Origin of the sequence: Nocardia grenadensis (assembly GCF_050942415.1) — a bacterium.
Taxonomy (GTDB): Bacteria; Actinomycetota; Actinomycetes; order Mycobacteriales; family Mycobacteriaceae; genus Nocardia; species Nocardia grenadensis.
The window spans coordinates 345,346-369,487 of the sequence record NZ_CP192054.1; the positions used below are offsets into that span (position 1 = coordinate 345,346).

Annotated in this window: 26 protein-coding genes; 20 read left to right on the forward strand and 6 right to left on the reverse strand. The window is 67.7% G+C overall.

What is annotated here, in order from left to right:
* Positions 1-1,020, forward strand: a complete 1,020-nt coding sequence (gene tilS, locus ACQPYS_RS01540; protein ID WP_373861394.1) for a tRNA lysidine(34) synthetase TilS — start codon at positions 1-3, stop codon at positions 1,018-1,020.
* A 1-nt stretch (position 1,021) separates the two neighbouring features.
* A complete protein-coding gene (hpt, locus tag ACQPYS_RS01545) occupies positions 1,022-1,585 on the forward strand; it encodes a hypoxanthine phosphoribosyltransferase (RefSeq protein WP_063035290.1) in 564 nt (187 codons plus the stop codon).
* Positions 1,586-1,636: 51 nt separating this feature from the next.
* Here the strand turns inward: hpt and ACQPYS_RS01550 are convergent, their stop codons facing one another.
* The 4 genes from ACQPYS_RS01550 to ACQPYS_RS01565 form a co-directional block, all read right to left on the reverse strand.
* Positions 1,637-2,521: a LysR family transcriptional regulator gene (locus ACQPYS_RS01550; RefSeq protein ID WP_063035291.1), complete on the reverse strand. Its 885-nt coding sequence runs from the start codon at positions 2,519-2,521 to the stop codon at positions 1,637-1,639.
* Positions 2,522-2,942: 421 nt separating this feature from the next.
* On the reverse strand, positions 2,943-3,779 hold the full coding sequence (locus ACQPYS_RS01555; RefSeq protein WP_063035292.1) for an SDR family oxidoreductase: 837 nt from the start codon (positions 3,777-3,779) through the stop codon (positions 2,943-2,945).
* Positions 3,769-5,367, reverse strand: a complete 1,599-nt coding sequence (locus ACQPYS_RS01560; protein WP_433491509.1) for an aldehyde dehydrogenase family protein — start codon at positions 5,365-5,367, stop codon at positions 3,769-3,771. Before ACQPYS_RS01560 ends, ACQPYS_RS01555 begins: the two co-directional genes overlap by 11 nt.
* 122 nt (positions 5,368-5,489) lie before the next feature.
* Positions 5,490-5,744, reverse strand: a complete 255-nt coding sequence (locus ACQPYS_RS01565; RefSeq protein WP_063035293.1) for a DUF2277 domain-containing protein — start codon at positions 5,742-5,744, stop codon at positions 5,490-5,492.
* A 103-nt stretch (positions 5,745-5,847) separates the two neighbouring features.
* Here ACQPYS_RS01565 and ACQPYS_RS01570 point away from each other — a divergent pair, with 103 nt between their 5' ends.
* A complete protein-coding gene (locus ACQPYS_RS01570; RefSeq protein WP_063035294.1) occupies positions 5,848-6,663 on the forward strand; it encodes a DUF1266 domain-containing protein in 816 nt (271 codons plus the stop codon).
* A 47-nt stretch (positions 6,664-6,710) separates the two neighbouring features.
* On the opposite strand, the gene ACQPYS_RS01575 is transcribed toward ACQPYS_RS01570, so the two are convergent.
* Entirely contained in the window at positions 6,711-7,469 is a 759-nt protein-coding gene (locus ACQPYS_RS01575; RefSeq protein WP_433491510.1) for an SDR family oxidoreductase, read from the reverse strand.
* Positions 7,470-7,557: 88 nt separating this feature from the next.
* Between ACQPYS_RS01575 and ACQPYS_RS01580 the strand changes: the two genes are divergently transcribed.
* Positions 7,558-8,031 (forward strand): RrF2 family transcriptional regulator, encoded by a 474-nt coding sequence (locus ACQPYS_RS01580; protein ID WP_433491511.1) that lies wholly within the window; start codon positions 7,558-7,560, stop codon positions 8,029-8,031.
* 49 nt (positions 8,032-8,080) lie between these two features.
* Here the strand turns inward: ACQPYS_RS01580 and ACQPYS_RS01585 are convergent, their stop codons facing one another.
* Positions 8,081-9,076, reverse strand: coding sequence for a hypothetical protein (locus ACQPYS_RS01585; RefSeq protein WP_433491512.1), 996 nt, complete (start codon positions 9,074-9,076; stop codon positions 8,081-8,083).
* 301 nt (positions 9,077-9,377) lie between these two features.
* Here ACQPYS_RS01585 and ftsH point away from each other — a divergent pair, with 301 nt between their 5' ends.
* The 16 genes from ftsH (at position 9,378) to ACQPYS_RS01665 (ending at position 24,085) form a co-directional block, all read left to right on the forward strand.
* Complete coding sequence (gene ftsH, locus ACQPYS_RS01590) at positions 9,378-11,729, forward strand: ATP-dependent zinc metalloprotease FtsH (protein WP_433491513.1); 2,352 nt, start codon at positions 9,378-9,380, stop codon at positions 11,727-11,729.
* Between the two features lie 76 nt (positions 11,730-11,805).
* On the forward strand, positions 11,806-12,477 hold the full coding sequence (folE, locus tag ACQPYS_RS01595; RefSeq protein WP_063035297.1) for a GTP cyclohydrolase I FolE: 672 nt from the start codon (positions 11,806-11,808) through the stop codon (positions 12,475-12,477).
* Between the two features lie 92 nt (positions 12,478-12,569).
* Positions 12,570-13,388, forward strand: coding sequence for a dihydropteroate synthase (gene folP / locus ACQPYS_RS01600; protein ID WP_433492945.1), 819 nt, complete (start codon positions 12,570-12,572; stop codon positions 13,386-13,388).
* A complete protein-coding gene (gene folB / locus ACQPYS_RS01605; RefSeq protein WP_433491514.1) occupies positions 13,385-13,777 on the forward strand; it encodes a dihydroneopterin aldolase in 393 nt (130 codons plus the stop codon). The genes folP and folB overlap by 4 nt, the downstream gene beginning before the upstream one ends.
* Positions 13,774-14,319, forward strand: coding sequence for a 2-amino-4-hydroxy-6-hydroxymethyldihydropteridine diphosphokinase (gene folK / locus ACQPYS_RS01610; protein ID WP_433491515.1), 546 nt, complete (start codon positions 13,774-13,776; stop codon positions 14,317-14,319). Before folB ends, folK begins: the two co-directional genes overlap by 4 nt.
* A gap of 127 nt (positions 14,320-14,446) precedes the next feature.
* Positions 14,447-14,923, forward strand: a complete 477-nt coding sequence (locus tag ACQPYS_RS01615) for a DUF3180 domain-containing protein (RefSeq protein ID WP_063035343.1) — start codon at positions 14,447-14,449, stop codon at positions 14,921-14,923.
* 73 nt (positions 14,924-14,996) lie between these two features.
* A complete protein-coding gene (locus ACQPYS_RS01620; protein ID WP_431941910.1) occupies positions 14,997-16,136 on the forward strand; it encodes a DUF6779 domain-containing protein in 1,140 nt (379 codons plus the stop codon).
* A gap of 117 nt (positions 16,137-16,253) precedes the next feature.
* Complete coding sequence (locus ACQPYS_RS01625) at positions 16,254-17,201, forward strand: Rossmann-like and DUF2520 domain-containing protein (RefSeq protein ID WP_373861396.1); 948 nt, start codon at positions 16,254-16,256, stop codon at positions 17,199-17,201.
* 64 nt (positions 17,202-17,265) lie between these two features.
* A complete protein-coding gene (panC, locus tag ACQPYS_RS01630) occupies positions 17,266-18,228 on the forward strand; it encodes a pantoate--beta-alanine ligase (RefSeq protein ID WP_063035301.1) in 963 nt (320 codons plus the stop codon).
* A gap of 262 nt (positions 18,229-18,490) precedes the next feature.
* Positions 18,491-18,910 (forward strand): aspartate 1-decarboxylase, encoded by a 420-nt coding sequence (gene panD, locus ACQPYS_RS01635; protein WP_063035345.1) that lies wholly within the window; start codon positions 18,491-18,493, stop codon positions 18,908-18,910.
* A 17-nt stretch (positions 18,911-18,927) separates the two neighbouring features.
* Complete coding sequence (locus ACQPYS_RS01640; protein ID WP_433491516.1) at positions 18,928-19,722, forward strand: type III pantothenate kinase; 795 nt, start codon at positions 18,928-18,930, stop codon at positions 19,720-19,722.
* A gap of 186 nt (positions 19,723-19,908) precedes the next feature.
* The gene (locus tag ACQPYS_RS01645; RefSeq protein WP_433491517.1) at positions 19,909-20,535 is read left to right on the forward strand and encodes a cysteine dioxygenase; all 627 of its coding nucleotides are present in this window, start codon (positions 19,909-19,911) and stop codon (positions 20,533-20,535) included.
* An 8-nt stretch (positions 20,536-20,543) separates the two neighbouring features.
* The gene (locus tag ACQPYS_RS01650) at positions 20,544-20,966 is read left to right on the forward strand and encodes a rhodanese-like domain-containing protein (RefSeq protein ID WP_063035347.1); all 423 of its coding nucleotides are present in this window, start codon (positions 20,544-20,546) and stop codon (positions 20,964-20,966) included.
* Between the two features lie 295 nt (positions 20,967-21,261).
* On the forward strand, positions 21,262-22,728 hold the full coding sequence (lysS, locus tag ACQPYS_RS01655) for a lysine--tRNA ligase (RefSeq protein ID WP_431941919.1): 1,467 nt from the start codon (positions 21,262-21,264) through the stop codon (positions 22,726-22,728).
* Positions 22,729-22,845: 117 nt separating this feature from the next.
* Complete coding sequence (locus ACQPYS_RS01660) at positions 22,846-23,205, forward strand: histone-like nucleoid-structuring protein Lsr2 (RefSeq protein ID WP_063035303.1); 360 nt, start codon at positions 22,846-22,848, stop codon at positions 23,203-23,205.
* Positions 23,206-23,524: 319 nt separating this feature from the next.
* Complete coding sequence (locus tag ACQPYS_RS01665; RefSeq protein WP_433491518.1) at positions 23,525-24,085, forward strand: FHA domain-containing protein; 561 nt, start codon at positions 23,525-23,527, stop codon at positions 24,083-24,085.
* The last annotated feature ends 57 nt before the right edge of the window (positions 24,086-24,142 follow it).

Consider the following 24,142-nt stretch of genomic DNA (forward strand, 5'->3'; position numbering starts at 1 on the left):
GTGCCCTCCGCCGAACAGCGGCCGATCCGGTTACCGGAGACGCCCGCGGTGCTCGGTGTGCGGCATGCGGTGCGGGCGTGGCTGACCGGGTTCGGCCCGCAGCGCCGGTGCGTGGCGGTCGCGCTGTCGGGCGGCGCGGATTCCCTGGCGCTCACCGCGGCCGCTCTCGCCGAAGCCGCGGAAGTGCACGCCCTGATCGTGGATCACCGGTTGCAGGACGGATCGGATGTGGTCGCGGCCACGGCCGCAGCGACGGCGCGTTCGCTCGGCTGCCGCTCCGCGCGGGTGCTGCCGGTCGAGGTGAGCGGGGCCGGCGGTATGGAGGCGGCGGCGCGGCACGCGCGCTACACGGCGCTGGACGAGGCCAGGTCGGGTTTGCCGGTGCTGCTGGGCCACACCCTCGACGATCAGGCCGAAACCGTACTGCTGGGACTCGGACGGGGCTCGGGCGCGCGTTCCATCCAGGGGATGGCCCCGAGCGATGGCCCGTGGGGCCGGCCACTGCTGGGGGTCCGCCGCGAGACGACCCGGCAGTTCTGCGCCGACCTCGCGCTGACGCCCTACGAGGATCCGCATAACAGCGCCCCGGAGTTCACCCGGGTACGACTGCGCACCGAGGTGCTACCGCTGCTCGAGGAAGTGCTCGGCGGTGCGGTGGCGCCGGCGCTGGCCCGGACCGCCGAACAGTTGCGTGAGGACAATGCCGCTCTGGACGAGTTCGCCGGCGAGCTGCTGGTGCGGGCCGGCACCGGATCGCCGGTCTGCGCTGTGCTGGCGGTGGCCGCCGCCGCGGTGCGCCGCCGGGCGGTGCGGGCATGGCTGCTCTCCCAGGGGATTTCCGGGGTGACCGGAAAACATATCCGCGGTATCGACGACCTGGTGGTGGCCTGGCGGGGGCAGGGCGGGGTCGCGGTGGGGGGCGGTGAGCGGGGGACGCGGTTGGTCGTCGTTCGTGAGCATGGCAGGCTGACACTTGCCCGCACCGATCGGGAACGCCGAGACCGAAGGGAAACCAGTTGACGTGTACGGGGACGATATCGATTCGGTCCTGATCACCGAAGAAGAAATTGCGGCGAAGGTCAGCGAACTGGCCGAACTGATCGCCAAGCGGTACCCGGCCGACGCACCGGAGGGCGATCTCCTGTTGATCGGTGTGCTCAAGGGCGCCATCTTCTTCATGACGGATCTGGCCAAGGCGCTGCCGATACCGACTCAGATGGAGTTCATGGCCGTTTCGTCCTACGGATCCTCCACATCGTCGTCCGGCGTGGTGCGCATCATGAAGGACCTGGACAAGGACATCGCCGGCCGCAATGTGCTCATCGTCGAGGACATCATCGACTCGGGTCTGACCCTGTCGTGGCTGATGCGCAATCTCTCCACCCGCAACCCGGCCTCGCTCGAGGTCGTGACGCTGCTGCGTAAACCCGACGCGCTGCGCACCCAGGTCGAGGTCGCCAATGTGGGTTTCGACATCCCGAACGAATTCGTCGTCGGTTACGGCCTCGACTACGCCGAGCGGTACCGGGATCTGCCCTATATCGGCACGCTGCACCCGCGGGTGTACGGCGGCGAACAGTCCTGAACGAACCGTGGGTAGGTGGGCGAGCCCACCTACCCACGGTTCGTTGCCGGATCAGGCCGGGATGGCGGGAGGCGCGGCGAAGCCGCCGGAAACGGCTCGCTGGCCGAATTCGAGAATCGTCGGCCGGGTGTCGTCGGCACGCCAGGCCACCGCGAGTTCGCACGGCGGCAGGCCGGTCACCGGACGCGCGGTGAGCCCTGGCCACCGGTACATCGGCACGTTGTTCTCGGCGAGCAGGCACAGGCCCAGTCCGAGCCCGACGGCCTCGAGCCGGTCCTCGGGGGTGGCGGCTTCCGCGCCGATGGTGGCGGGGCGGCCGTTGCGGGCGTCGTTACCGAGCCAGAAATCGCGGACGGCGCCCGCCTCGGCGGGCAGCGCGATGAACCGCTCGTCGATCAGGTCGGCGAAGTCGATCATTTCCTGATTGGCGCGGGGATGGTTCTCCGGTAGGAGTACCCAGCGGCGCTCGGTACGCAGTACCTGCCAGCGGTAGCGGTTCTGGTCGGGCAGCGGGAGCCAGACCAGCGCCAGATCGGCCTGGCGGCCGGCGAGGCCGCTGGAAGGGTCGGTCCAGGCGGCGGCATGCAGGGCCAATCGGTGGCCACTGGCGCTCTCGAGATCGTTGAGCAGTCCCCGACCCAGCGTTGATTGCAGGCCGACACGCAGGACTTCGCCCGCCTCCTGCAGCGAGCTGTTGGTGGTCCCCCAGAGCTCCAGGATCTTGCGGGCGCCGCTGAGCAGTTCCTTACCGGCAACCGTGAGCGCGACACTGCGCTGGTTGCGATCGAACAGGACCACATCGAGCTGACGTTCCAGCTGCCGGATCTGACGCGACAGGGTCGGTTGGGCGATGTGCAGCCGCTGAGCGGCGTTGGTGAAGTGCAGTTCCTCGGCGACGGCGACGAAATACCGCAGATCGCGCAAATGCGGGTCCATAGCACCTTGCTATCAGAATCGTTGCTGAATTTCCAGCCCTAATTTGTCCGGTGGGTCCGCATATTGGGTCCGAAACAGTCAGCAGGTTTGTTAGTGACAGCTTATGTGGTGGCGCGGTGATGTGCATCATGAGTTCTTCGGATCGCCGACGGTCGGGCATTGCCGGGCGATACGACGTAAAAACCGACACGTTTGCAGTGGTAGAGCTGTTCATCCGGTGCGTGCTGTCACCTCGGGCTATGGAACTCCGGTCCGATCCGGCGGTGGTCGCGCGAAACGATCTCGCGCCACCATTTCATCGACTATGCACGTCAAGTGACATTGATCACAATAGAGTTTCGGTGGGGTCTCGACGGGCCGATGGCGGTGCGCCGCGGCCCGTCGGGTGACGGACCGCGGCGCGGTGACGGCGACCGGCGGATCAGCTCCCCCGGACCCGCTCCTCGTAGGCCTTGCGCTCCTCGGCGTTCACATCGTCGAGGAAGGTCTGGGCCGACCCCATCGACCGACCGAGGGCATCACCCACCGACTGCGGCAGCAGATTAACGAACACCGACATCGCGCCTGCCGCCCGGGTGACCCGGGCCTTGGGCCGAGGTTTGGCGATCAGCCGGACCACCGCCGCGGCGATATCCTCCGGTTCCGCCGCGGGCAGGCCCTTCGGTGCCGCCACCCCGGAACCGAGTTCGGTCCGGGTCAGTGTCGGCAGCACCGAAGAGAACGCCACACCGGTGCCCCGGTACTCCTCGCGCAAGGTGTCGGTGAAACCGAGCACCGCGTGTTTGGAGGCGTTGTAGGTGGCCAGACCCGGAATATGTGTCTCGCCGGCCAGCGACGCGATATTGATGATGTGGCCGCTACCGCGGGCGAGCATGCGGATCAGCGCGATCTTGGACCCCAGGATCACGCCGTAGACATTGATATCCAGGATCCGCCGGGTGATCTGATCGGTTTCCTCCACCAGTCGCCCGGTCGGCATGATGCCCGCATTGTTGATCAGGACATCGATCGGCCCGATCTCGCGTTCCACATCGTCGAGGAATGTGGTGAAGGACTGGATATCGGTCACGTCGAGCCGGCCGTAGTAGTCGAAATCGTGGCCGGTGCCCGATTCCTTGACGGTCTTCTCGTCGATATCGCCGATCGCGATCTTGGCGCCCAGCTTGTCCAGGGCGATCGCGGTGGACAGGCCGATACCGCGGGCGCCCCCGGTGATGACGACGACCTTGCCGCGGATGGATTCGGTGCTACTCGCCACGGTTGTCTCCCTTGAGTCGCAGCAGCGCGGGGATATCGATCCGGCGCATACCGCGCGCTCCGGCCGCGCGCATGGCGCCGAGCCCGATCAGGATCTTGTTGAGGTCATAGGGCATCCAGGTGAGTTCGCGTTCCTGGGTGGGCAGTATCGGCGTGGTGATCGCCTTGGCCCGGCAGTACTTGCGCACCCCGTTCGGGCCGCCCCACCGGGCGCCGACACCGGAATCGCCCCAGCCGCCCATCGGCAGCGCGAAATTGAACAGGTTGGCGAAAACGTCGTTGATATTGACCGCGCCCGCCTGCAGCGCCCGGGCGACCCGTTCGCCGCGTGCCTTGTCTCCCGTCCACACCGTCGCGGACAGCCCGTAAACGGAGTCGTTCGCCAACCGGATGGCCTCGGCTTCGTCGGCGACCTTCATGACGGGCAGTGTCGGCCCGAAGGTTTCCTCGGTGATACACGACATGGAGTGGTCGACGTCCACCAGCACGGTGGGTTCGAAGAAGGTGCCCACACCCGTCCGTTTGCCACCGGTCAGGATCTTCGCTCCGGCCGCTACCGCTTCGTCGATATGCCGCTGGACGATGCCGACCTGGTTCTCGTTGGCCATGGCGCCCACATCGTTGCGGGGCGTGCGATCGTCGCGGCCCTGTCGCAGGGACTTGACGTTGGCGGTCAGTTTGGCGACGAACTCGTCGTAGACGGGCGCCTCCACATAGACCCGCTCGACCGAGATACAGACCTGCCCGGAATTGAACATGCCGCCGAAGGCGATGCCGTGGGCGGCGCGGTCGAGATCGGCGTCGGCCAGCACGATGGCCGGATCCTTGCCACCCAGTTCCAGGCTGTAGGGGATCATCCGGGCCGCACAGGCCGCCGCGATCCGACGGCCGGTCGCGGTGGAACCGGTGAACTGGATGTAGTCGGCGTGCTCGACCACCGCCGCGCCGGTGACGCCCGCTCCGGTGACGACGGAGAGCACCGGTGGCGCGCCGATCTCGGCCCAGCCGCGGGCGAGTTCGAGCGCGGAGAGGGGAGTCACCTCGGAGGGTTTCAGGATCACCGCCGCGCCGGCGGCCAGCGCCGGGATCACATCGAGCAGCGGCATGGCCAGCGGGAAGTTCCACGGCGTGATCACACCGACCACCGGATACGGCTCGAATACCGTGGTCAGCCGTTTCACCCGGGAGAGCGGACTGTGCGGGGCGGGATGCTCGTCGGCGAGGAACTTGGCGGCGCGGCGCGCGTAATAGCCGATGAGATCACTGCCGAAGATCGGATCGATGAGCGAATCGACCCGCGGTTTACCTGTCTCGGACTGCAGGACATCGGCCAGCACCTCGGTGTTGTCGATAATCCAGTCCTGGAGTTTGAGCAGCCATTCCTTGCGCTCGTCGGCGCCGATGGCCTGCCACGCGCGCTGGTGTTCGCGTAACTCGGCGACGGCCGCGACAACCTGCTCGGCCGACATATCCGGTACCGAGCCGACCACCTCGCCGGTGGCGGGATTCAGGACTTGGATCTCCGAGTCCGGAGTCGGGTCCACGGTTTTCACCGTGGCGTCGGGTTGTCCCGATTCGGTTTTGGTCACTGCGTTCTCCCACTGCGTCGTGCTCGGAACCGCTGGGCCGATCATTGTGAATCAGCTCACGGGATCGATCGTGACACACTGTGCGAGACACCGCGCCCGGTCGCGGTGTCCGATACCGGGATCTATTGGGATTCGCGAGCCAACCGGCGCAGTGGCGGCTCGGTCGCCGGGGGCACCCGGCGGTCGGGTAATTCGGCGAGCAGTTCGGTGGTGGCCGCGGCGACGGCGGCGACGGCTTTGTCCAGGGCGGGCTTGGTGGCCGAACTCAACCCGGACAGGCCACCGACCTTGCGCACGTACTGCAGTGCGGCGGCATAGATCTCCTGCTCGGTAGCGGCGGGCTCCAGACCTCGCAAGACGGTGATGTTTCTACACATGAATGCACATTAGCGCTGGAACACAGCCTGTGACAGGGCAAGGAACAAATGTGAAAATACGTCGCCCGGACCGGCCGGGGCCCGCGCGTCCTAGACTCACGGTATGGCTGCTGCCGGATTGCCCACGCCGACCCCCTTCCCCTATCCGGAGCTCGACAAGCGCGAGGAGGACCACTGGTCCGGCGCGCAGATGGACGATGACCGCCTGCGCGCGTTGTCGTTGGGCGCCTTCTATTCGGCGCGCTGGGACGCCTTCCACGACGCGCTGCTGCTGGGGCCCGAACGCGACCATCCGCTCGGCGACCGGCGTGAGCTGGCCATCGACACCCTCACCGGGGCCTGGGGGATCACCGACGGCACCGAGGCGCGCGCGTCCATGGAGCAGCTGCTCGAGGGTATGCACGCCCCGCTGTACGCCCTGGTGCATCCACTGGTCACCGCCTCACTGAACGCCAGCGAACGCGACCGGTTCGGCGAACGCGCCGATCGGCACCGGGCCTTCCTACGGCAGGTTGCCTCGTTCCGCGGTATCGACAATTCCGAGGCCCTCGTCCGCGACTACGACATCTGGTCCCAGGCGATCAAAATCGGTTTCACCGACCACCTGTCGCGTCCCCTACCGGCCGATATCCACGCCTGGGATCTGGCGCGGGTGGTCGCGGTGGCGCGTATGTCCTACACCGCCGGCTATATCGAAGCCGATGTCGCCTGGGACTATCTGGGCCGGGCGCTGCCGCTGGCCCAGCGCAAGTACCGCAACTGGCGGCAGTTCGGCGACGCCTACCTCACCGGCTGGACCTATTGGCAGGCCTGTGAGGACTTGGCCGAGCTGAAGGACGGTGGCGTCGACCGCCGCCTGGAACTGATGCGCCTGTGGCTCCGCCCGACCAGCCCCTGGCGCCGCATCGGTTTGGTGTAGCCCGGAATACGTCGGCCGGCCCGGCTGCCGTCCGCCTGCGCGGCCGGTCACGACGGCCGGCTCTGGGCGGCCAGCCACTGGTCGAAGGTTGTCGGGGCGATTCGTGCGTTCTCGGCGGGCAGCAGCGTGTTCCCGGCCATTTCCGGCCCGAACAGTGACGACCAGGTCGGCACCAGCCGGACCGAGCGACCCCGCGCGTCATTCGTACGGCGGGCCATATCGACCAGGTCCTGGGGTTCCGGTCCCGCGATATCGCGATAGCGGCCCTGTGGCGTGCCGGTCGCGAGTTCGGCGAGGATATCGGCGACATCGGCCGGGGCGATCGGCTGGACGAGCAGCGGAGCGAGGGTGGCGACGCCGTCCTGTTCGGTCCAGCCGGTGACGGTCGCGGCGAAATCGTGGAACTGGGTGGCCGCGACGATCGTCCACGGCACACCTCCCTCCGTGACCAGACGTTCCTGCTCCCGCTTCCCGGCGTAGTGCGCGTTGCCCTCCACCCGGCCGATACCGACGATGGACAGCAGGACATGGTGTGCCACGCCGGCGCGCTGCTCGGCCGCCAGCAGGTTGCGGGTGGTGCTGCCGAGATAGTCGACGACCTCGGCGCGGTCGGTACTTTCGACGCTGATGGCGTCCACCACGGCATCCACCCCGGTGAGGGCGGTATCCAGTCCCGCGCCGGTGCACAGGTCGACGCCGAGCGAGCGGCTGATGCGGACGACCTCGTGGCCCGCGGAGCGCAGTGCCCCGACGGTGAGTCTTCCGATATTGCCGGTGGCGCCGGCGACGGCGATTCGCATGGTCATGGCCTGTCTCCTCCAGCTCTGGTCTGCTGCTGCCGGCAGATTATCTCGGACTAAATAGATCTGCAATATCTTGGATAGAATCACAGGCATGAAGTTGCCGGTGAGTACCGAATGGCTGTTGCACTGCGCCACCTCGCTGGCGCAGCTCGAACCGGGAACGACCGCCTCGGCGGCGCAGCTGGCCCAGTACTTCGATCTGCCGGCGCCCTACCTCGCCAAACAACTCCAGGCCCTGGTTCGGGCCGGCCTGCTGAGCGCCAGCACGGGCCCCCGCGGCGGATTCCGGCTGGCCCGGCCCGCCTCGGAGGTCACGCTGCTGCAGATCGTCGAGGCGGTGGACGGCGGCGCCTCGCCCTACGAATGCCGTGAGATACGTCAGCGGGGTCGCGGCGGACTACCCGCGGAGGAATGCCGCGAACCGTGCCTCCTCGCCGTGAAGATGGCCGAGGCGCACGAAGCGTGGCGGGCGAGCCTGGCCGCCACCTCACTGGCCGAACTCGTCGCCGAGTTACCGGAATGGGCTCCGGAACGAACCCGTCGGCGTCTCGTGGGGTGGCAGTAGCCGGACGGGCACCGGTCCGGCCGGGCGGTGGGCCCGGCCGGACCAGGGCTCAGATGCCCGGAAGTGAGCGCAGAATCCCGCGGCCGTAGCGCTGGAACTGGGTGTCGTCGACCATGCCCAGGGAATGCCGCTCCACCAGCAGCTCCCATTCCGAATACAGATGCGCGACGCTGGGGTCGGCGGGGCCGGCGGCACCGTCCACCGCGACCAGCCGGACGGCGAAGTTGATCGCGGTGGCCAGCCGTTCGGAATCGGCGCGATCCATCGCGGTGAAGTACATCGTCGTATTACCGTCGTGTACTTCCACCAGAGGACGGCGGTCCCGCACCCGGATGTCCTCCACCACCGAGACCGCCTCCTCGGTGGCGCGGGCCCGCATGATGACGGGGATCGGCAGTTCGTGGGCATACGCCTCACCGGTGCCGAGCGAGACCAACAGCAGCCGCGTCGTGGTCACGGTGAACAGGCAGGGGTCGTCGTCGCCTACCGGCGGGTGGGCGACGACACTCGCGGTCTCCAGCACGTATTCGTCAGGTGTGACGTAACCGGCCAGATCGGCCACCGCGGCCTCGCCCCGCCCGGTGGCCGACATCCGGCGTACCGCGCGCTCCACATCGGCGCGTACCGGCCCGTGCTCGGTCTGTTCGGTGGGTGGCGCGATCAGCTCGGGAGCGGCGATATCGATCCGCTGGGCGGCGAGGATCTGGTCGTTTATCCGGGCGACGATGCCGGCGGCCGCCGGTACATCGTGTTCGGCGATCAATACGGGCAGCGGCGTCCGGTCGGCGGGAACGCCGACCAGCACGGGGGTCGGATAGCGCAGATATATCTCGATGACCACCGCGTCGTCGGCTCGCCGGCTGAGTCGCACCTCCAGTAGATCGGTCACCGCGACGTCGAGAACCCGCTCGCCGTCGCTCTCGGATTCGCCGTCGGCACCGGGGCGAAGGACGACCAATCGCCCTTCGCCGTGCCGCACGATTGCTGTGGGTGTCCGTAACTCGACTATGTCCATACCCCCTGCGCTCGGGTCGTACGCGATCATCATCGGTCCTACATGCGTGCCATGATTGTGATCACTACGAGATATCACAGACCATGACCCCGGGAACCACCGTGGTTTTCCGGCCGTTTACCTCTTGAACTCCATCACCAGCCGAACCACTGGCTTGCGACGAGTCAGGAAGCGCGATGTATCGACTAGACCGTACGCGGTAACGTGGCATGTCCGCACCCGAATCCGCTCAGCGGGCGGTAAGGATGTGGGTTGCGTCGCCCGAGATCGACGCATCGCTAGGCAAGAACGCGGAGACGCCTGAAAGGACTGGCCGCCCGGCCGACGCTCTATGAACCGCAAGACAGTGTTTCGTACCCTGGCGATAATCGCGGGCATTCTGCTCGTGATCTATCTGTTCAGTTACTTCGGCAACGACACCCGCGGCTGGCAGAGCGTCGACACGTCGGTGGCCATCAGTCAGCTCACCGACAAGGAGAACGTCGCCCACGTTCAGATCGATGACCGCGAACAACAGTTGCGGATCGAACTGAACAACGGCAACGACGCCACCCAGGGCCACGACAAGATCATCGCAAAGTATCCCGGTGGCAGCGACACCTCGGCTCAGATCTTCAAGGCCGTTCAGGATTCGGGCGCCCCGTACAACACGGTGGTCAAACAGGAGAGCTGGCTCACCCAGATCCTGCTGTTCGTACTGCCCATGGTGATCCTGCTCGGCCTGTTCATCTTCGTGATGTCGCGTATGCAGGGCGGCGGCCGCGGCGGCATGATGGGCTTCGGGAAATCCAAGGCCAAACAGCTGTCGAAGGATATGCCCAAGACCACTTTCGCCGATGTGGCCGGTGCCGACGAGGCGGTCGAAGAGCTCTACGAGATCAAGGACTTCCTGCAGAATCCGGTGCGCTACCAGGCGCTGGGCGCCAAGATCCCGAAGGGCGTCCTGCTCTACGGTCCGCCCGGCACCGGTAAGACGCTGCTCGCGCGTGCCGTGGCCGGCGAGGCGGGCGTCCCCTTCTTCACCATCTCCGGTTCCGATTTCGTGGAGATGTTCGTCGGTGTCGGTGCCTCCCGCGTCCGCGATCTGTTCGAGCAGGCCAAGCAGAACAGTCCCTGCATCATCTTCGTCGACGAGATCGACGCGGTCGGCCGTCAGCGTGGCGCCGGACTCGGCGGCGGCCACGACGAGCGCGAACAGACCCTCAACCAGCTGCTGGTCGAAATGGACGGCTTCGGCGATCGCACCGGCATCATTCTGATCGCCGCGACCAACCGCCCCGATATCCTCGACCCCGCCCTGCTGCGTCCCGGCCGGTTCGACCGGCAGATCCCGGTCAGCAATCCCGACCTGGCCGGCCGTCGCGCCATCCTGCGGGTCCACTCGCAGGGCAAACCGATCTCCCCGGAAGCCGATCTCGACGGCCTGGCCAAGCGCACCGTCGGTATGTCGGGCGCCGACCTGGCCAATGTCATCAACGAGGCCGCCCTGCTCACCGCGCGGGAGAACGGTTCGACCATCACCGGTGACGCGCTCGAGGAATCCGTCGACCGCGTGATCGGCGGCCCGCGCCGCAAGAGCCGGATCATCAGCGAACACGAGAAGAAGATCACCGCCTACCACGAGGGCGGTCACGCGCTGGCCGCCTGGGCCATGCCCGATATCGAACCGGTCTACAAGGTGACGATCCTGGCCCGTGGCCGCACCGGCGGGCACGCGATGACCGTGCCCGAGGACGACAAGGGCCTGATGACCCGCTCGGAGATGATCGCCCGGCTGGTCATGGCCATGGGCGGCCGCGCCGCGGAGGAACTGGTCTTCCACGAGCCGACCACCGGTGCCTCCTCCGATATCGACCAGGCGACCAAGATCTCCCGCGCGATGGTCACCGAATACGGGATGAGCTCCCGGCTCGGTGCGGTGCGGTACGGCCAGGAACAGGGTGATCCCTTCCTCGGTCGCTCCATGGGCACCGCCTCCGACTACTCGCACGAGGTCGCCGGCGCCATCGACGTCGAGGTCCGCAACCTCATCGAGGCCGCGCACACCGAGGCGTGGGCGATCCTCAGCGAGTACCGCGATGTGCTCGACGATCTGGCGACCGCCCTGCTCGAACGCGAAACCCTGCACCGCAAGGATCTGGAAACCATCCTCGCCGCGGTGCAGAAGCGGCCCCGGATCACCGCGTTCAACGATTTCGGCGATCGCGTGCCGTCGGACAAACCGCCGGTGAAGACCCCGGGTGAGCTCGCCGCCGAACGTGGCGAACCGTGGCCTCCGCAACCCGCCGTCCCCGCCGGTGTCGGCCCGGGCGATCCGGCGCTCGCCGGGAGCGTGCCGCAGCCCGCGGGATTCCCCGGCGGCGCGGTTCAGCAGCCCGGTTACGGCCGGCCGCCCAGCGGCTACCCGGCCCCGCCGCAGCCCGCTCCCAGTTATCCCCGCGGCGCCACGCAGGGCTCCCGGCCGGACTACGGCGCCCCCGCAGGCTGGTCGGCGCCGGGGTGGCCGCCGCGCGAGGAACCGCAGGCCCCGCCTGCCGACCGCGGCTACGGCGGCGGGCAGGAACAGCCCCGGTACTCGCATCCCGACCAGAACTCCGGGCACGACGAATCCGGATACGGCTCCGGTGAGGATTCCGGCCGTGGTGGCCCGCACTCCTGGGACAGCCCGAACGGTCGGCAGTAAACCGCCGCCGATTACGCTCGGAGGGGTTCGGCGCCCGGTGTGTACTGCCGGGCCCGAGATGTGGAGGTGTCCTCGAATGTCGACCGATCAGCAGACCAACGGCTACCCGGCCGATATCCACGCCGAGCTGGGTGAGAGCGGCGCACCCGCCGCGGAGCTGGTCGCGCTGCACACCGGTAGACGCTTCGATCAGCCGCGTGCCGAGGCGGCGGTGCGCGAGCTGCTCCTCGCGGTCGGCGAGAACCCGGACCGGCCGGGACTGCTGGACACCCCGGCCCGGGTTGCCCGCGCCTACCGGGAGATGTTCGCGGGGCTGTACGTGGAACCGGACGCGGTTCTCAACACCACCTTCGACGAGGAGCATCAGGAACTCGTGCTGGTGCGCGATATCCCGATGTACTCGACCTGTGAACATCACCTCGTGTCGTTCCACGGCATCGCCCATGTCGGATATATTCCAGGCCCGCACGGCCGGGTGACCGGGCTGTCCAAATTGGCGCGGCTGGTCGACCTCTACGCCAAACGCCCTCAGGTGCAGGAGCGGCTGACCAGCCAGATCGCCGACGCGATCATGCGGAAACTGGATCCACGCGGCGCGATCGTCGTGGTCGAGGCCGAGCATCTGTGCATGGCCATGCGCGGTATCCGCAAACCCGGCGCCAGTACCACCACCTCGGCCGTCCGCGGAATCCTGCAGACCAGCTCGGCCTCGCGGGCCGAGGCCCTCGACCTGATCCTGCGCAAGTGAGTGACCGGCGCACGGCCGTGGCCGTACCGACCCTCACCGGGGTACGGCCACGGCCCGGCGTGGAGCCGCGTCCGGGTCGCTCCTGCGTGGTGATGGGCGTGGTCAACGTCACCGGTGATTCCTTCTCCGACGGCGGCCGCTATCTGGATCCGCAGCGGGCGATCGAGCACGGTATCCGGCTCTACGAGATGGGCGCCGACATCATCGATGTCGGCGGCGAGTCGACCCGGCCCGGCGCCGTGCGGGTCGAGGTGGAGACCGAAATCGACCGGGTGGTGCCGGTACTGCGCGGGCTGGTCGCGGCCGGGATACCGACCAGCGTCGACACCATGCGGGCCCGGGTCGCCGAAGCCGCCGTCGCGGCCGGGGTGACGGTGATCAACGATGTCTCCGGCGGCCGCGCCGATCCGGCGATGGCCGCGGTTGTCGCCGCCGCCGATATCCCGTGGATCCTCATGCACTGGCGGGCGGCGTCGGACTACCGGCACACCGGACCGGCCGACCACTACGACGATGTGGTGGATGAGGTCCGTGCCGAGCTGGGAGTGCAGGTGCGGCACGCGATCGACGCGGGTGTCGATCCCGCCCGCATCATTCTGGATCCCGGCCTCGGATTCGCGAAAACCGCAGCACACAATTGGGCGCTGCTGGGCGCCCTGGATCGGTTCGTCGCCGACGGATTCCCGGTGCTCATCGGCGCCTCGCGCAAACGGTTCCTGGGGTCGCTGCTGGCCGACGGTGCCGGTCCGCGCCCGCCGGCCGGTCGGGAGACCGCCACCGCCACGGTGTCCGCGCTCGCGGCCTGGCACGGCGCCTGGGGTGTCCGGGTCCACGATGTGCGTGGATCTCGGGACGCTCTCGCGGTGACCGACGCCTGGCGTCGCGCGCAACAGCCGGGAACTCCGCGGTGAGCGCACCGGCACCCGGCCCGGACCGGATCGAGTTGCGGGGGTTGCGGGTTTTCGGCAGGCACGGAGTTTTCGAGCACGAACGCCGTGATGGGCAGGAGTTCGTGGTGGACCTCACCGTCTGGTCGGATTTCGGCGCCGCGGCGGCCACCGACGATCTCACCCACACCGTCGACTACGGCGCGCTCGCGGAGCTGGCCGTGCGGATCGTGACGGGCCCGCCCCGGAATCTCATCGAAACCGTCGCCACCGAGATCGCCGACCGGGTGCGCGAAGTGCCCGGCGTCACCGATGTCGAGGTGGTGTTGCACAAACCGGCCGCGCCCATCCCGCACAACTTCGCCGATGTGCGGGTCGTCACCGCGGGCCGCCGGGGTCAGGGGGCGCCGTGACGCGTGCCGTGCTCTCGATCGGTTCGAACATGGGGGATCGGCGCGAACTGCTGCGCAGTGTCGTCACCGGGCTCGGTGCCCGGGTGCGGGCCGTATCACCGGTGTACACCACCGCGCCGTGGGGCGGGGTGGAGCAGGATGATTTCCTCAATGCCGTGTTGGTGGCCGAGGATCCGGATTACGACTGCCGTGCCTGGCTGCGGCACGGACAGCGGTTGGAGCAGGCCGCCGGGCGTGAGCGGACGGTGCGCTGGGGCGCCCGGACCCTCGACGTGGACATCGTCTCCTGCGCCGAGCGGGCCGGCACCGGACTTCGTGCCCTGCGCAGCACCGATCCCGACCTCACCTTGCCGCACCCGCAGGCGCACCACCGCGCGTTCGTACTGATCCCGTGGCTCGATGTGGAGCCCGACGCGTCCCTGACCGTCGACGGGACCGAACGTCGTGTGCGCGAACTACTGGCGGAACTGGACCCCGCCGAACGTGACGGTGTGCGGCGCACGGAGTTCACGCTCCTACCCGCCGCGAGGACGGTGCCATGATGCGATACCCCCGCCTCGGCCGCGGTCTCCGCGGGCCACAGGTACCCCCTTCGAGGGGCGTTCAATGACTCGCGGTGGCGGCCATATGGACACCGGCGGCGGCCGGGGTGATGGCGACGACGGGGGGATGAAGCTCAAACCCACCCGCATCCGGGAATTGCTGGCCAATGTCCTGATCGCCGCGGTGATCGCCTGGGTGGCCACGCGGCTGGCCTACGCGAATTTCCCGCCGATCTCCACCATCGCCGGTGCCTCGCTGTATCCGGTCGCGATGCTGGAGGCCGCCCTGGGCTTCTATATCCGGACCCGGGTGAGCAACAGGCAGATCGGCGCCGATTCCCGCCAACTGCACCCGATCACCGTCGCCCGGGCTCTCGCGCTGGCGAAGGCGTCGGCCCAGGTGGGTTCGCTGGTGGCCGGAGTGTGGCTCGGATTCCTGCTGTGGATTTTCCCGCAGCGCGGGGATCTGCGGGCCGCCGACGCGGACTATCCGGGCGCGCTCATCGGATGCGGTGCCGGTATCGCCTTGGTAGTGGCCGCGCTGTGGCTGGAATATTGCTGCCGGGCACCCGACGATCCGACCGACGATCCGGCGCCGTCGTAGGCCTGATCGCCGTGATCGATCCCGCCCCTTTCCGGCGTGGGCGATGACGAATATCGCGGCTACCCTTGCGGTCATGGTTTCACCGTCCCGCAGTAGTATTTCCGCGCGCGGCCGGGAAGATGTGGGCAAGCTCTTCCTCGGTGCACTCGTCCTACTGGGTCTGGTGGCCAGCGTATTTCTCGTGCTGAGCGATAGCCTGCAATTCATCCGGGTGGGGTTGGTGGTGGCGCTGTGGGCGGCGGTGCTGGGAGCCTGGGCGGCCGGCCGGTACCAGGCCAGGATGCGTGATCTGCGCCGCATCTACGAACTCGAACTCGAACGTGAGATCAGTGCCCGCCGCGAACACGAACTCGGGGTCGAATCGCGGGTGCGTGCCGAACTGGGTGCCGACGCGACGGAAATGGCGGCGCTGCGCGCCGAGCTGACGGTGCTGCGGCGGCAGCTGGAGCGGCTCTTCGACGGAGACCTGCCGGAGGAGCGGCCCGCGCTGCGCGCGGCCGCCTTCCGTCTCCAGGAGCTGCCCGGGACCGACGGCCGGCCGGGGCTCGCACCCGGCTGGCAGGGGCCGGACGAAGGTGAACGGCGGGCCGTGGACGCCTGGGCGAATGCCGCGGCGAGCTGGTCGCAGGCCGCCGACGGCTGGGTCGATACCGAAGCCGGGGCCGCCGAACCGGCGAGCGATACCGGTGAACGCAAAGCGGTGACCCCGGTCTACGAAACCGACCACCCGGGCCGGCCGCGGTTCGCGAGCCCCGACGACGCGCCGGTCACCGCCGAAACGGCGATCGTCCGGCTCGACGACGATCCGCCCCACGGGTCGCCCAGCTCCGACATCTCCGGGCCGAGCTGGGCGGACGCGTTCACCGAGGTGCACGACGAGCCCGACGCCGGCGAGCACCGCTACGGCCCGTTGCTGCGCGACGAACCCTTCCACGGCCCGCCCGCGCCGGAGCGTGAGGCTCCGGACTCGCGCCCGCCGGTGGTCGCCGGGCCGATAACCGCGGCAGCCGAATCGGCCGAGCCGGTGGTCACCGGCACTGCCATCGATGAAGACCCCCGCGAACCGGCCGCGACCGCGGCGGCCAACCTGTTCCCGCGTTCGGCGAATTCCCGCCGCCGCGGCACCCGGCCCGACGCCGCCGGGAACCGGCGGCTGTCGGTCGCCGAGATCATGGCGAACCTGCGTCAGGAAGAGGAGCAGCGCAGCTCCTGAAGTGCGGTATATATCACCCGGGGCGCCCATGGCGCATCGGCGAGAGACGGCCCTATCCTCAACTTGTAACGTCCGGTACCCGCAGTGCGGGACTGGAACGACTTCGAGAGGACACTGGTGACCTCGCCACGCGTGACTCCTGGCAACCCGGCCGCGAGTGGTGATCCGGCGCCCGCACGACTGACGGTAGGCATCGTCTCGGCGGGACGTGTGGGATCAGCCCTCGGCGCCGCGCTCGAGCGCGCCGGACATGTGGTGTTCGGCGTCGCCGCGATATCCGACGCTTCGGTGCGCCGGGCACGGTCCCGGCTGCCCGATTCGCAGATCCTCCCGGTCGAGGAGGTCGCTGCCCGCAGTGAGCTGCTGATCCTGGCCGTGCCGGACGCCGAGCTGGCCGGTCTGGTCCGCGGCCTGGCGAGTTCGGGCACCGTAAGGCCCGGCACGATCGTGGCCCATACCTCCGGAGCCAACGGCATCGGTGTGCTGTCCCCGCTCCGGGAAGCCGGTGCGCTTCCGCTGGCCGTACATCCCGCGATGACCTTCACCGGCCACGACGAAGACCTGCCCCGTCTGGCCAACGCCTGTTTCGGGATCACCGCCGCCGACGAGATCGGCTATGCCATCGCCCAGTCCCTGGTGATCGAGATGGGCGGCGAACCGGTCCGGGTGGCCGAGGAACACCGCACGCTCTATCACGCCGCGCTCGCGCACGGCAGCAACCATCTCGTCACGCTTGTATTGGACGCGGTGGAGGCACTGCGCGAGGCGCTGGCCGGACCCGGCCTGCTGGGCCAGCAGACGGTCGACGATCAGCCCGGCGGTCTGCCGGAACGCCTGCTGGCCCCGCTGGCCTCCGCCGCCCTGGACAATGCGCTGCGCCGCGGTCAGGCCGCGCTCACCGGCCCGGTGGCCCGCGGCGACACCGCGGCCGTCGCCGCGCACCTCGAGGCCCTCACGGCAGCGGACCCCGAAATCGCCGCCGGGTACCGGGCCCTGTCGCGGCGCACCGCGGAACGGGCGCAGGCCCCCGCCGAACTACGCGAGCTGTTGGAGGACCACCGATGATGCGTTACCTCCGCCAACACTTCGGCCTCCGCGGACCTCTGACAACAGCATCGAGGGAGGCTGCATGACAGACGGGACCCTGCGCGGTGCCTACCGCGCCGGCGAACTCACCGTGCAACACGATCCGGCCGTGCTCGGCAAAGTCGTTCGCGCATTGCGTAGCACCGGGCGCACCGTCGGCCTGGTGCCCACCATGGGCGCCCTGCACGAAGGCCATCTCGAACTGGTGCGCCGCGCCAAGCGGAGCAATCAGGTCGTGGTGGTGTCGGTGTTCGTCAACCCGCTGCAGTTCGGCGCCGGCGAGGATCTGGACAGCTACCCCCGCACCCTGGACGCCGACGTGGAGTTGCTGCGCGGCGAGGGAGTCGACCTGGTCTTCGCGCCGAGCGCGGCGGATATGTATCCCGCGGGCCCGCGGACGACCGTGCAGCCCGGCCCGGTCGGCGCCGATCTCGAGGGTGCTTCCCGGCCGACCCATTTCGCCGGGATGCTCACCGTGGTGGCCAAACTGCTGCAGATCGTGCACCCGCACGAGGCATTCTTCGGGGAGAAGGACTATCAGCAGCTCACGCTGATCCGCCAGATGGTCCGCGACCTGGACTTCGACGTGAAGATCGTGGCGGTGCCGACGGTGCGCGAATCCGACGGCCTGGCGCTCTCCTCCAGGAACCGCTACCTCGATCCCGACCAGCGCGGCCTCGCGACCACCCTGTCGGCCGCCCTGTTGGCCGGCGCGCGCTCCGGAGCGGCCGGCGGGGACGCCGTCCTGGAGGCCGCGCGCGCGGTCCTGGCTGCCGCGCCCGGGATCGAACTCGACTACCTGGAATTGCGCGCCGCCGACCTGGGCCCCGCCCCCGAGTCCGGCAATGCCCGGCTGCTGATCGCGGCCCGCGTCGGCACCACCCGGCTGATCGACAACGCCCCGGTTCGGTTGGGAGCCCAGTTGGACGGCCACCCCGACGCCGACATCGTGTCCCCTGGAACTCGGCAGTTCGCGCCGAGCAGCTCCGACGGGACGAAACCTTAGTGAACGCGCCATCGATCGCCCCCCGGCGGACTGCCGGTCACATCAACCGCGACGGCCCGTTTCCATCTGCTTCGGATGGTCTCGACGGCGTTCACCTTCTGTCTATTCCGGATGGTCTACCTCCGTGGTCGGGGCCCGCCCCCGGTTCTGGAGCGACAGAGCGAAGGAGCGCAGCGACTGAGTGGCGGAGTGAAGAACCGGGGTTACAGGGCCCCGACCCGCGCGCCGAAGGCGCGCCGATAAACACAGAAAGGCGACGATGATGTTGCGCACCATGATGAAGTCGAAGATCCACCGGGCCACCGTGACCCATGCCGATCTGCACTATGTCGGGTCGGTGACCATCGACCAGGATCTTCTCGATGCGGCCGATCTGCTCGAGGGGGAGCAGGTCTGCATTGTCGACATCGATAACGGAGCCCGTCTCGAAACCTATGTGATCGCGGGCGAGCGCGGGTCCGGGGTGATCGGCATCAACGGTGCCGCGGCTCATCTGGTCAACCCCGGTGACCTGGTCATTCTCATTGCCTACGGCATGATGGACGAGGCCGAGCTGCGCGAGTACGACCCGAAGGTCGTGTTCGTCGATGACCGTAACCGTCCGGTCGAGCTGGGCTCGGATCCGGCGCATGCGCCGGCGGGCTCGGATCTGATCAGCCCGCGCAACCTGACCTTCGCCTGAGCGGCGGCGGTGAGCGCATGCTCTTGACCATCGACGTCCGGACGACCAGCACAGTGGTCGGGCTGATCGCGGGCTCCGGCTCGCAGGCCGAATTGGTCCGGCATTGGCGGATCCATACGAATCCGTTGCATACCGCCGACGAGTTCGCGATGAGTCTGCGGGGTCTGGTGGGCCCGGACCTCGACGCGGTGACCGGTGTGGCCGGTTTGTCGACGGTGCCGCCGGTCCTGCGTGAACTGCGGTTCATGCTGGATCGCTACTGGCAGCAAGTGCCGCACGTACTGGTGGAACCCGGCGTCCGGACCGGTATCCCGCTGCTGGTGGACAACCCGAAAGAGGTCGGCGCGGACCGGATCGTGAACAGTCTGGCCGCCCATCATCAATTCGGTGGTGCCGCGATCGTGGTGGATTTCGGTGTGTCGATCTGCGTCGATCTCGTATCGGCCAAGGGTGAGTTCCTCGGTGGTGTCATCGCACCGGGAGTGGAGACCGCGACCGAGGCGCTGACCGAGCGGACCGCATTGCGCCGGGTGGAGTTGAGCCGGCCCCGGTCGGTGGTGGGCAAGAACAGCGTCGAATGTATCCAGTCCGGTGCGATCTTCGGATTCGCCGGCCTGGTGGACGGGCTGGTCGATCGTATCCGGGACGATATCGAGGGTTTCGCCGATGACGGCGTCGCAGTGGTGGCCACCGGTGCGGCGGCTCCGCTGATCATCGATGAATCCGAGACCATCGAGCACCACGAGCCCCATCTGACGATCACCGGGCTGCGGGTGGTCTTCGAACGCAATCAACGCCGCGCTCGTGGTTGATACCGCGGCCCGCGGCTGTGACGTATTCCGCTGATTCGAATGTGGCCGAGCCGCCACCGGCTTGCTAAGCTCACCGTGTGCTGAACCGCATGCGTACCCAGGAGTGTTGTCGAGGCTGATTCGCCTCGATCGTTCGAGGCATTCTGCAGTCCTCGACCGTTTCTTTCACTTCCTGGAGATGCGCTCATGCATTCGCCTGTTCTCTCGTCCGTTGTGCGTCGGTCGGCCCGTGACACTTCCGCCGCGGCCGCGAATCCGATTCCCGATCGCCCGATCTCCCCGGCACTGCCCACGCGGCTGCGCCCGGCCGATCTGCTGCGCCTGACCGACGAGACCGGTGAGGATGTGCTCGCCGGACGGTACGACCACCTGCTTCCCGCGGACGGTCTGTGGCCGGCGGTCGACCGCTGGGCCACCCGCCTGGTCGCCGACGACGAGGTCGATGTCTGGCTGATCAGCTGGACCCCGGACAAATCCACGAAACTGCACGATCACGCCGGTTCGCTCGGGGCGCTCACCGTACTCAGCGGGGCGCTGGCCGAATACCGCTGGAACGGAACCGAATTGCGACACCGGGTGCTTTCCGCCGGTGATCAGGCCGCGTTCCCCATCGGCTGGGTGCACGATGTCGTGCGCACCCCCGACCGGAGCGCGGTATCCGGCCCGTCCGGTACCGGCCCGCTGGATCCCACGCTCAGCGTGCATGCCTACTCGCCGCCGCTCACCGCCATGTCCTATTACGAAGTGACCGGACACGGCAGCCTGCGGCGCACTCACACCGTTCTCACCGACCAGCCCGAAGGTGACCTCTGATGTCGCGACTGACCATTGATCAGATGCTGGACCAGGCCCGCGCGCAATTGCGGCGGATCCATCCCGTAGAACTGCCCGGCGCGCTCGCCCGCGGGGCGATTCTGGTCGATATCCGGCCTGCGGCGCAGCGGGCCAGGGAAGGGGCACTGCCCGGAGCCCTGGTCATCGAACGAAATGTGCTCGAGTGGCGGCTCGATCCCAGCAGCTCGGCGCGCCTGGCGCTGGCCACCGACCACGATGTCGAGTGGGTGGTGGTGTGCTCGGAGGGCTACACCTCCAGCCTCGCCGCGGCGTCGTTGCGCCAATTGGGGCTGCACCGCGCGACCGATCTGGTCGGCGGGTACAAGGCGCTGGAAGCCGCCGGTATGCGTTCCGTTGCCACCGGTGCCGCGCACTTCACCAGGGAAGTTCGTTCGCTCGCCGTTCTCTGAATTGTTGTCCTCGGCCGAATGCGGCCGGACGACAATACATTTCCGTCGCGCGGTGGCGACCCGGAAAATTCTAAGCAACCAAATGGTCTATTTCTCCCGGGGCGCCCTGCTGTGCCTTCCGTAAGTCATTCCTTATCGCGCGGTTGGGGCGGGCGGATGACGAATCGATTTGCGGTGCACGCTAGGGTGGTTCGCTGTGAGCAACCCGAACATCTCGTCATCCGGCGGCTCCGCGGGCGCTGTTCCCGCGGGGCGATCCAGCCGCTCTGTGGAGGTCGACGACGTCCCCGAGCAGATGCGGATCCGCCGGGAGAAGCGGGAGCGGCTGCTCGGATCGGGCGGGGAGGCCTATCCCGTTTCGGTGCCGCGCACCCATGGTCTGGCCGAAATCCGCGCCGCCTATCCGGATCTCGCGGCCGATACCGCGACCGGCACGATCGTCGGTGTGGCCGGCCGGGTCATCTTCATGCGAAATACCGGCAAATTGTGTTTCGCTCAGCTACAGGAGGGCGACGGCACCACATTGCAGGCCATGGTGAGCCTGAACGGTGTCGGTGCGGACGCGCTGGCGGCGTGGAAGGCCGATGTGGATCTCGGCGATATGGTTTTCGTACACGGCGAAGTCATCTCATCGCGTACGGGTGAATTGAGTGTCATGGCCGATTCCTGGTCCATGGCCGCGAAGGCGCTGCGGCCCCTTCCGGTAGCGCACAAGGAGATGGGCGAGGAGACGCGGGTCCGGCAGCGTTATGTCGATCTGATCGTGCGTCCGGAGGCTCGCCGAACGGCCCGTACCCGGGTGGCGGTGGTGCGCGCACTGCGCAATGCGCTGGAACGCCGGGATTTCCTCGAGGTCGAGACGCCGATGCTGCAGACGCTGCACGGAGGCGCGGCCGCACGGCCCTTCCGCACCCACTCCAATGCGCTCGATATGGATCTCTACCTGCGCATTGCTCCGGAATTGTTTCTGAAGCGGTGCGTGGTCGGCGGGATCGAGCGGGTCTTCGAGATCAATCGCAACTTCCGTAACGAAGGTGCCGATTCCACCCATTCGCCCGAGTTCGCGATGCTCGAAACTTATGAGGCGTACGGTACCTACGACGACTCCGCGCGCATGACCCGGGAATTGATCCAAGAAGTCGCCGAGGAAGCGCTGGGAACGCAGGTTGTCACCCTCGCCGACGGTTCGGAATACGACTTGAGCGGCGAGTGGACAACGGTCGAGATGTATCCGTCGTTGTCCGAGTCGGCGGGGGTGGAGATCACCCCGGAAACAAGTGTTCCGGAATTGCTCGAGCTAGCCGATCGGGTCGGCCTGGAAATTCCCGAAGGTAAGGGCTACGGCCACGGCAAACTGGTGGAGGAACTCTGGGAGCACTGCTACGGCGACAAGCTGTACGTGCCGACTTTCGTCCGTGATTTCCCAGTGGAGACGTCCCCCCTGACCAGGCAGCACCGGTCGCAGGCCGGTGTTACCGAGAAGTGGGATCTGTATGTCCGCGGCTTCGAGTTGGCCACCGGGTATTCGGAGTTGGTGGATCCGGTGATCCAGCGCGAGCGGTTCGTCGATCAGGCGCGCCTGGCCGCGGCCGGTGACGATGAGGCAATGGTGCTCGACGAAGACTTCCTTGCCGCGATGGAACACGGGATGCCGCCGACGACCGGAACCGGTATGGGAATCGATAGGTTGTTGATGGCGCTCACCGGATTGGGAATCCGGGAAACGATACTGTTCCCAATAGTGCGGCCGGTAGGCCGTTGAGCGAACGGTTTGCATAGCAGGCCGCTCGCCTTGGAATTTTCCGAATTCGAGGTATTCTTGCCTCGGGTAATCGGCCTGATATTGCGGGCCGCACGATTTCGAGAGGACGTTCATCTCATGGCAAAGAAGGTCACCGTTAGCCTGATCGACGATGTCGACGGTGAGTCCATCGCGGACGAGACCATCGAGTTCGCAATCGATGGGGTGTCGTACGAGATCGACCTGTCGTCGACGAATGCGACGAAGCTTCGGGACGAGTTGGAGCAGTGGGTGACCAGTGCCCGCCGGGTGAGCGGCCGGCGTCGGGTGAAGGCCGCTGTCGCGGCATCCGGGAACACCAAGGCACGCGCCACCATGGATCGCGAACAAAGCGCGGCTATTCGCGAGTGGGCCCGCCGGAATGGTCACAAGGTTTCCGCGCGTGGCCGCATCTCCGCGGATATCACCGACGCGTACAACAAGGCCGCGAAGGGATAGTTCTTCTTTCAACCGTCGCGCGTGCGGGTTATTCGCGGAACACGCCGACGGCTGGTCTTCTCGATAGCTATTTGGAATTACCGCTGGCCCCGGCGTCGATCGCCGGGGCCGCTGCGCCCGGCGGCGTTCCATCTTGCCCGAGTGGCGGACTGCCCGGCACCATAGGTGTGATCGGCCGGGCCACATGCGCCGCAGTGCAAGAGGTCCGCAGTGTTCGGCAGTTGCTGCCGATATGGAGAGGTGAGGTATCGGCGCAGTGTCCGGATCCGTCGGTTCGTTCCTTCGATTCACCGATGACGAAGGCCGTAGGTGCGAGGTGATGTTGAGCCCCGATCGGCAGCGGATCACCGTCGGCCGCTCCGCGAGTGCCGATCTGTCGCTGCGCTGGGACGCCGAGGTGTCGCGGTTGCACGCCGCGGTCGAATACCTCGCCGCGCACTGGACCATCGTGGACGACGGCCTCTCCCGTAACGGCACGTTCGTCAACGGCGAACGCATCAACGGCCGCCGTCGGCTGATGCCCGGCGACCGTATCCGGGTGGGCACCTCGCTGGTGTCCTTCCACGACTTCAACGGTGTCGCCGACGACGCCACCCGCGCCTCCGGCGCCAGTATGCCCACCGTGCGCTCACTGACCGAGGCGCAGCGGGGTGTGCTCGTCGCGCTGTGCCGCCCGTTCGAAGGGGATGCCGGTTTCGCGGCCCCCGCCACGAACCAGCAGATCGCCGATGAACTGTTCCTGAGTGTGGACGCCGTCAAGACCCATCTGCGCGCCTTGTTCGCCAAGTTCGGGGTCGAGGACCTGCCGCAGAACCAGAAGCGGGTCCGGCTCGCCGCGCTGGCCATGCGCAGCGGTCTGATCACCGATCGCGATCTGTGACCGCCGTCCCCCGGCCGCTCACCCCCCGACTATCCGATATCCCCAGCTCTGGGAGTC